Here is a 7,070-nt window from a genome sequence, read left to right as displayed (position 1 = left end):
CACAAGGCTATTCGTCGGCAGCGTCAGATGTGTGTAAGAGACTGTCCCAGCAGCGCGCCGCCCCGGACCTGTCCAGCGTGGAGGCCGTCACCGACTTCCTGCGCACCGTGGGCGGCGCGCTGCTGGGAGCCGCGGGCGCGCTGCGCCGGGCGAGCCCCGAGGACCCGCTCGCCTACCGCCTCAACCGCATGGGCCTGTGGCTGCACCTGACCCAGCCGCCCGCCGCGGATGGCAATGGCCGCACCCTGATTCACCCGCTGCCGGACCTGCTGCGCACCAAGCTGGAGACCCTGGAGCAGAACCAGCGCTGGGGTGAGTTGCTGGACGAGTCCGAGTCCGCCCTGGCCCGCCACCGCTTCGCCCTGACGCTCCACCGGTACAGCGCCACCGCCATGGAGGGCCTGGGCGCCTCGTACGCCGGGGCTCGCACCGCGCTGGTGCAGGAGCTGGCCATCCAGCTCCGCAGGATGACCGGCGTGGAGACGCTCCTCTCCACCCTGGGCACCCCGCTCACGGACGACGCCACCCAGGCCTGGCTGCGCGGCCACGTCCTCCGCGCGAGCGCGCCCACGCCCGCCCCTTCCTCCGCGGCGTCGGTGTCCACGGCCCTGGCCCTGGGGCCCCTGACGCTGGGCCCGACTGTCCATGCCGACAGCGCGGCGTTGGAAGCCGAAGCCCGCACGTTGGTGGAGGAGGGCCGCGTTCACGAAGCCGTCATCCGGCTGCAGGCCGCCGTCACCGCCGCCAGCACCGGACGCGCCCGCTTCATCTCCCGCCTGGAGCTGGCGCGGCTGTGTGCCAATGCGGGCCAGCTGCCGCTCGCGCGCGCCGTCTATGATGCGCTGGACGAAGAGGTCTCCGCCCACGCGCTCGACACCTGGGAGCCGGCGCTCGCCGCCGCGTGTCTGGAGGGGTGGCTGCAAACCCGAACCGACGTGGAAAAGGCGTCTGGACCTGTGGCAGTGAAATTTCGAAACCGGTATCGTCGTCTAGCGTTGCTGGACTCTTCCGCCACGCTGCGCGTCGGCGCGTGAAGGACACCCGTCGTACCGCGGCGAAGCGCTCCCTCATGCGACGCCCGCGTCTTCTACGCAGTTTTCAAGGAGAAAGCCGCAGATGAGCAAAGAGAGTTCCGTCGCCCCTACCGAGCGCGTCAATATCGTCTACAAGCCCGCCACCGGCAACGCGCAGGAGCAGGTGGAGCTGCCGCTGAAGGTGCTGATGCTGGGGGACTTCACGGGCCAGGAAGACGCCCGCCCGCTGGAGCAGCGCGCGCCCATCAACGTGGACAAGGCCAACTTCAACGAAGTCATGGCCCAGCAGAACCTCAAGGTCACGCTGACCGCCGCCGACAAGCTCTCAGCCGACCCGGGCGCCACGATGAACGTGTCGCTCCAGTTCAAGAACCTGAATGACTTCTCGCCCGAGAGCGTCGTCAACCAGGTGCCGGAGCTGAAGAAGCTGCTGGAGTTGCGCAGCGCGCTCAACGCCCTCAAGGGTCCCCTGGGCAACCTGCCGGCGTTCCGCAAGAAGCTCCAGGCCATGCTCGCCGACGAAGACGGACGCAAGGCACTCATCAAGGAACTGGGTCTGACCGAAGAGACCAAGTAGCCCTTTCAGGGGGAACCGAATCACCATGGCCAACGAGACCCAGACCCAGAACTCCACGGGCGTCGCCACTGACGCCTCGCTGTCCCTGCTCGACGAAATCCTGTCCGAGGCCAAGCTCAAGCCGAAGGACGAGGGTTACGACGTCGCCAAGCGCGGCGTGCAGGCCTTCATCACCGAGATGCTGGCGCCCAACCGCTCCGAGGAGCGCGTGGACAAGGCGCTCGTCGACGCGATGATCGCCGAAATCGACAAGCGCCTGTCCTCCCAGGTCAACGAAATCCTCCACGCGACGGAGTTCCAGAAGCTGGAGTCCTCGTGGCGCTCGTTGAAGTTCATGGTGGACCGCACCGACTTCCGCGAGAACACCCGCGTGGAGATGCTCAACGCCTCCAAGGAAGACCTGCAGAAGGACTTCGAGGACGCGCCCGAGGTCACCAAGAGCGGCCTGTACAAGCTGGTGTACTCCAACGAGTACGGCGTCTTCGGCGGCAAGCCCTACGGCATCATCTCCGCCAACTACGACTTCAACGTGGGCCCGCAGGACATGGAGCTGCTTCGCAAGTGCGCCTCCGTGGCCGCCATGGCGCACGCGCCCTTCATCGGCAACGCCGCGCCGGAGGTGTTCGGCGAGGAGAGCTTCCTCAAGCTGCCTGACTTGAAGGACCTCAAGTCGCTCTTCGAGGGGCCGCAGTACGCCCGGTGGCACTCGTTCCGCGAGAGCGAGGACGCGCGCTACGTGGGCCTGGCGCTGCCGCGCTTCCTGCTGCGCCTGCCCTACGGTGAGAAGACGGTGCCGGTGAAGGCCTTCAACTTCACCGAGGACGTCGTGGGCCACCACGAGCGCTACCTGTGGGGTCACGCCTCCGTGGCGCTGACCAGCCGCGTGGCGGACTCGTTCGCCAAGTTCCGCTGGAGCCCGAACATCATCGGCCCCCAGTCCGGCGGCGCGGTGGAGAACCTGCCGCTGCACCAGTACGAGGCCATGGGGGAAATCCAGACCAAGATTCCCACCGAGGTCATGCTCACCGAGCGGCGCGAGTTCGAGCTCTCCGAGGAGGGCTTCATCGGCCTCGTCTTCCGCAAGGACTCCGACAACGCGGCCTTCTTCAGCGCCAACTCCACGCAGAAGCCCCGGTTCTTCGGCAACACCCCGGAGGGCAAGGCGGCGGAGACCAACTACCGCCTGGGCACGCAGCTTCCCTACATGTTCATCATGACCCGCCTGGCGCACTACATCAAAGTGCTCCAGCGCGAGCAGATTGGAAGCTGGAAGGAGAAGTCGGACCTGGAGCGCGAGCTCAATCACTGGCTCAGCCAGTACATCTCCGACATGGACGACCCGGCGCCCGCCGTGCGCTCGCGCCGCCCCCTGCGCGCCGCGCGCGTGGTGGTGGAGGACGTGGACGGTCAGCCGGGCTGGTACCGTTGCGGCCTGCAGGTTCGCCCCCACTTCAAGTACATGGGTGCGTCGTTCACCTTGTCCCTCGTGGGCAAGTTGGACAAGGAGTAGAGCCCGTTTCACCCAGCGTCGGTCATTTCAGCTAGTTTAGGGGCTCCAACAAGCCCAGGCTCAAGGTGAGCCTGGGTCCACCAGCGCGCGGACGCGCGCAAAGCGACGAGGTTGAAGTCATGGCTGAATCAGTACACCTGTACCTGAAGGCGAACGGCAGCGACATCAAGGGCGACAGCACGCAGACCAGCCTGGGCCGCGCGGACTCCATCGAGTGCGTCGCGTACAGCCAGAAGGTCTTCACCGCTCGCGAGGCCGGCTCCGGTCTGGCGACGGGCCGCCGCCAGTACGAGGGCATCGAAATCACCAAGCGCATCGACAAGGCGTCGCCGCTGCTGATGAAGGCCCTCTGCGAGAACCAGGTCATCGACGCGACCTTCAAGTTCTTCCGTCCGAACCCGACGGGCGACGGCACCACCGAGCAGTTCTACACGGTGTCCGTCAAGAAGGCCCGCATCAACGCCATCCAGCAGACGGTGCCGAACTCCTTCGTGCCGGCGAGCACCAACCTGCCCCCGATGGAGACCCTCCAGCTGGTGTTCCACACCATCAACTGGACCATCACCCAGGGCGGCGTCACGCACGAGGACACCTGGGACACCCAGCGTTGATGTTCCGTCCCTCCACCGGCCGTCCGTGCAGTGGGCTACGCGGGCGGCCGGGGGTTGGGGTACTCGCGCTGTTGAAGGAATTCCATGGGCTCACGAGGCTTGTTGTCGCGCATCGCTGAAGGCAACGGCACGCTCGCCCCGCCTGGTGACGTCGTTGAATCCATCGCCGAGCACCTGCGCAACCTCCTCAACACGCGCAAGGGAGAGTCCGTGGCCTCACCGGGCTACGGCATCCTGGACCTGAACGACATCGTCCATTCCTACCCGTCGGCGATACCGCGGATGACGCAGTCCATCCGGCAGGCCATCCAGGACTTCGAACCGCGCCTGAAGAGCGTGGTGGTGCACTACTCCGCGGACCCGGTGGACCCGACGGCGCTGCGCTTCGACATCACCGCCCAGTTGGCCACGCAAAATCGGCGAGGCATGGTGCGGTTCCATACCCAGGTGCACCCGGGCGGGCGCGTGGACCTGTGGTGAGCCGGGTGAATCCAGGGGCGCGTGGCGGAGGGCGAGGATGTTCAGCAAGTATTACCTGAGCGAGCTGTCGTACCTGCGGGAGATGGGACGGGCCTTCGGGCTGGCCAACCCCTCTGTCGCGGGCCTGCTGGTGGAGCGCGGCGCGGACCCGGACGTGGAGCGGCTGCTGGAGGGCTTCGCGTTCCTCGCGGCCCGCATCCGCGAGCGCGTGGATGACGACGTGCCGGAGCTGGTGCACGGGCTCACCGAGCTGCTGCTGCCGCACTACCTGCGCCCGCTGCCGGCCTCCACCATCGTCGAGTTCACCCCGCACCTGCGCGCGCTGCGCGGCCGCTCGCGGCTGGCCGCCGGGGCGGAGGTGGCGTCCCAGCCAATTGACGGCACCAGCTGCGTCTTCCGCACCACCACGGACGTGGACCTGCTGCCGGTGCAGCTCACCGACGCGCTCCTGGACCGCTCGTCCATCACCGCGCCGGTGCTGCGGCTCTATTTCCAGACGACGGAGCAGGGCCGCGCGGAGGTGTTCCGCGAGCAGGGCCTGCGCCTGTTCATCCACGCCGACCTGTCCGCCGCGTCGGTGGTGCTGCTGTGGCTCTTGCGCTACTGCCGCCAGGTGCGCGTGCGCGGCGCGTCTGGCCAGGGAGATGGCCTCAAGCTGCCGGTGAACGCCATCCAACCGGTGGGCTTCCACCGGGACTTCAAGCTGCTGCCCTGGCCCCGCGCCAGCGAGGGCTACCGGCACCTCCAGGAGTACCTGACGCTGCCGGAGAAGTTCCTCTTCTTCGAGGTGCGCGGGCTGGACGCCGCCGCCGGGCTGAAGGAGGACCGCTTCGAGCTCGCCTTCCACCTGGAGCGGCCGCCGCCCCTGGATGCGCGCATCCACCGGGAGATGTTCCGGCTGCATTGCGCCCCCGCGGTGAACCTCTTCAGCGTGCCGGCGGACCCCATCCTCCACCGCACGCTGGACCGGGAGCACCTGCTGCGCGCGTCCGACCTGCCCCCCAACCACGCCGAGGTGTACTCGGTGGACACGGTGACGGGCCTGAAGGCCGGGCGCAACGAGCGGCGCGTCTACCGGCCCTTCCACGAGTTCACCCACACCGCGGGCGGGGACGCCGAGCAGTCCTTCTACCGGCTGCGCCGGGCGCCTTCGCCGCTGGACGAAGGCATCGACACGTACATCACCCTGGAGACGCCGCGGAACGTCGCGCCGGAGGTCACCGCCGAGGAGGCGCTGTCCATGGACCTGACGTGCACCAACCGCTCGCTGCCCTCGCGGCTGCAGGTGGGTGACTTGACGGCCTCCACGTCCGCCAGTCCCACGCAGGCGAAGTTCCGGAACATCTCCCCGGTGAGCCGGCCCGCGCGCGCGCCGCTGGGCAGCGAGCTGCACTGGCGGCTGCTGTCGCACCTGGCCGTCAACCAGCACTCGCTGGCGGACGCGGCCGCGCTGCGGCGGCTGATGGACCTGTACAACTTCCATTCGCTCACCGACAACCTGGCGGCGCGCGCCAGCCGCCTGCGCATCAACGCCATCCGCGCGGTGGAGACGAAGCCGGTGACGCGCTTCCTGGAGGGCGCGCCCCTGCGCGGCCACCGCACGCGGGTGGACCTGGACGAAGAGAACTTCATGGGCGTGGGAGACTCGTTCCTCTTCGGCTGCGTGCTGGAGGAGCTGCTCGCCTCCCACGTCACCATCAACTCCTTCAACGAGCTGAGCATCCGGCTTCACCCCTCGCAGACGGAGTTCGCGTGGCTTCCGAGGAACGGCTCCCAGACGCTTTTGTAGAGACGGCCCAGAAGCTGGCCGAGCTGGCGCCCCGGGTGGGCTTCTTCCCCCTGGTGGCGTTCCTGGAGCGGCTGACGTCAGAGGCCACCCGCGTGGGCGGCGCGGGGCCCGTCAACGAGGAGATGATTCGCTTCCGGCACGACCCGTCCCTGGGGTTCCCCTCGGGCGACGTGGCGTCCGTGACGCTGCACCAGGTGCCGGTGCGGGCGGAGGACCCGTATTCGAAGCGTCCGCTCTTCGAGGTGGTGACGCGCTTCCTGGGCCTGACGGGCGCGGTGAGCCCCCTGCCCCACTACCTGGCCGAGGAAGTCGCGCAGGAGGACCCGGACCACCCGGTGCGGCGGGAGTTCCTGGACCTCTTCCACCACCGGCTGCTGTCGCTGCTGTACCGCATCGAGTCGAAGTACCGCGTCACCAGCGAGACGGACACGTCCTTCTCGGACCAGTGGTCCCGGCGCCTGCTGGCGCTGGGCGGGTTCGACACCTACGAGAAGCCCCTGGAGGGCACGCTGCCGACGTGGCGCCTGCTGCGCATCGCCCCGCTGCTGGCCAGCCGGGCGAGGACGTCCGAGCAGCTGGAGGTCGCGCTCGAGGACGTGCTGGGCGACGACCTGGAGGGCGCGCGGGTGGCGGTGCGCCAGTTCGTGGGCCGCTGGGTGGACATCGACGCGCGGGCGCGGCTGGGCCACTCCAACCACCAGCTGGGGCGCAACATGCTGCTGGGCGGCAAGGCCTTCGACCGGACGGGGAAGATTCAAATCCACATCCGGCCGCTGCCCCCGCGCGCCTACAAGCGGCTGATGCAGGAAGGGGACCTGCTACCGCTGGTGCGCGAGGTGGTGTCCCTCTTCGTGAGGGACCCCCTGGAGTACGATTTGGAGCTGGGGCTCACCGAAGGGGTGCAGCACCAGTTCCGGCTCTCCAGCCGGGAGCCGAGCCAGCTCGGGCGGGACACCTGGCTGGGCCTGAGTCAGCAGACGCAGATGAGTGTCCCCGTGGTGAAATGAGTCGTTAGAGCAGGCGGGCGCGAGGCGCGGGGATTTACGTCGCCAGGGGGCGCCCGATATAC

General features: G+C 68.3%; 6 protein-coding genes. All 6 read left to right on the top strand.

The window, feature by feature from the left end; all coding sequences use genetic code 11:
• The first annotated feature begins 1,116 nt into the window (after positions 1–1,116).
• The 6 genes from tssB (at position 1,117) to tssG (ending at position 7,008) form a co-directional block, all read left to right on the top strand.
• Positions 1,117–1,611: a type VI secretion system contractile sheath small subunit gene (tssB, locus tag HV826_RS08910; protein ID WP_176416565.1), complete on the top strand. Its 495-nt coding sequence runs from the start codon at positions 1,117–1,119 to the stop codon at positions 1,609–1,611.
• Positions 1,612–1,636: 25 nt separating this feature from the next.
• Entirely contained in the window at positions 1,637–3,121 is a 1,485-nt protein-coding gene (tssC, locus tag HV826_RS08905; RefSeq protein WP_176416564.1) for a type VI secretion system contractile sheath large subunit, read from the top strand.
• 119 nt (positions 3,122–3,240) lie between these two features.
• Entirely contained in the window at positions 3,241–3,732 is a 492-nt protein-coding gene (gene tssD, locus HV826_RS08900; protein WP_163777205.1) for a type VI secretion system tube protein TssD, read from the top strand.
• 84 nt (positions 3,733–3,816) lie between these two features.
• Positions 3,817–4,212, top strand: a complete 396-nt coding sequence (tssE, locus tag HV826_RS08895) for a type VI secretion system baseplate subunit TssE (RefSeq protein WP_176416563.1) — start codon at positions 3,817–3,819, stop codon at positions 4,210–4,212.
• A gap of 37 nt (positions 4,213–4,249) precedes the next feature.
• Positions 4,250–6,001: a type VI secretion system baseplate subunit TssF gene (gene tssF, locus HV826_RS08890; RefSeq protein ID WP_176416562.1), complete on the top strand. Its 1,752-nt coding sequence runs from the start codon at positions 4,250–4,252 to the stop codon at positions 5,999–6,001.
• Positions 5,965–7,008, top strand: coding sequence for a type VI secretion system baseplate subunit TssG (gene tssG, locus HV826_RS08885; protein WP_176416561.1), 1,044 nt, complete (start codon positions 5,965–5,967; stop codon positions 7,006–7,008). Before tssF ends, tssG begins: the two co-directional genes overlap by 37 nt.
• The last annotated feature ends 62 nt before the right edge of the window (positions 7,009–7,070 follow it).

It is taken from the genome of Myxococcus sp. AM010 (assembly GCF_013372585.1).
GTDB classification, from domain to species: Bacteria; Myxococcota; Myxococcia; order Myxococcales; family Myxococcaceae; genus Myxococcus; species Myxococcus vastator.
The sequence above is the reverse complement of the archived record's forward strand: the minus strand, read 5'-3'. Positions and strand labels throughout refer to the sequence as shown.